Genomic DNA, 1,330 nt, shown 5'->3' with positions numbered 1-1,330 from the left:
TGAACCGCCCCGGCTCGAATGGAGACTCGATTTCGTGAAAGGATCGAGTCATGGCACGACCTTCCCGTTACCCGCTTGAGCTGCGCCGACGTGCGGTGCGCATGGTCGTCGAGGTGCGCGACGACTACCCGAACGAGACGGCCGCTTTGCAGGCGGTCACCGAGAAGCTCGGCATCGGCTCCCGCGAGACGCTGCGGAACTGGCTGAAGCAGCACGAGGTCGATGCGGGGACGCGGCCCGGGACGACGACGGAGGAGTCGGTCCAGCTCAAGGCGTTGAAGAAGGAGAACGCCGAGCTGAAGCGGGCGAACGAGATCCTGAAGGCGGCGGCGAGTTTCTTCGCGGCCGAGCTCGACCGGCCACACACGCGCTCGTAGCGTTCATCGACGAGTACCGGGACCGCTTCGGCGGGGTCGAGCCGATCTGCAGGACGCTCACCGAGCACGACTGCAAGATCGCCCCTTCCACCTATTACGCACACAAGAAGCGACTGGCAGCCCCGTCCGCCCGTACCGTGCGGGACGCGGAACTCAGGGAACTGATCCGTCAGGTCCACACCACCAACTACCGCGTCTACGGGGCGAGGAAGATCTGGCGGGAGCTGAACCGGCAGGGACATGCGGTGGCCCGCTGCACTGTCGAACGGCTGATGCGCGAGCTGGGCATCGCCGGCGCGGTCCGCGGTAAGAAGGTCATCACCACGAGACCGGACCAGCAGGCCGAGCGGGCACCGGACCGGGTGGATCGTGACTTCGTCGCCGCCGCACCGAACCGCTGCTGGGTCGCGGATTTCACGCACGTGGCGACCTGGGCCGGCGTCGTCTACGTGGCCTTCGTCGTGGACACCTTCTCCCGCCGGATCGTCGGCTGGTCCGCCGCGACGTCGAAGGAGACCCAGCTCGTCCTGGACGCTCTGGAGATGGCGCTGTGGCAGCGTGACCGCGATGAACATCCCCACGTTCGAGGCGAGTTGATACACCACAGCGATGCGGGCAGCCAGTACACCAGTTTCAAGCTGGCCGAACACCTGGACGCGGCCGGCATCGCCGCCTCGATCGGCTCCGTCGGCGACGCATACGACAATGCCCTGATGGAGAGCACGATCGGCCTGTTCAAAACCGAGTTGATCAAGCCCCAACGGCCCTGGAAGACCCTTTCCCAGGTCGAGCTGGCCACCGCCGAGTGGATCGACTGGTACTGCCACCGGCGCCTGCACGGTGAGATAGGCCACGTCCCACCCGCCGAGTACGAGACCAACTACTACACGGAACTCACAAAACCCCAGGCCACAACCACAATCTGAGATCTCTACCGAACCCGGGGCGGTTCA

At 65.5% G+C, this 1,330-nt stretch carries 1 protein-coding gene; it reads left to right on the top strand.

Going from position 1 to position 1,330, the window contains the following annotated elements; translation table 11 throughout:
• Positions 1-50 precede the first annotated feature (50 nt).
• A protein-coding gene (locus ACIA8E_RS41980; RefSeq protein WP_399307387.1) for an IS3 family transposase occupies positions 51-1,303 on the top strand; the annotation gives its coding sequence in 2 pieces (ribosomal slippage) (positions 51-333 and positions 333-1,303; 1,254 coding nt in all).
• Positions 1,304-1,330 lie beyond the last annotated feature (27 nt).

The organism is Streptomyces sp. NPDC051664 (assembly GCF_044453545.1).
Lineage (GTDB): Bacteria > Actinomycetota > Actinomycetes > Streptomycetales > Streptomycetaceae > Streptomyces.
The sequence above is the reverse complement of the archived record's forward strand: the minus strand, read 5'-3'. Positions and strand labels throughout refer to the sequence as shown.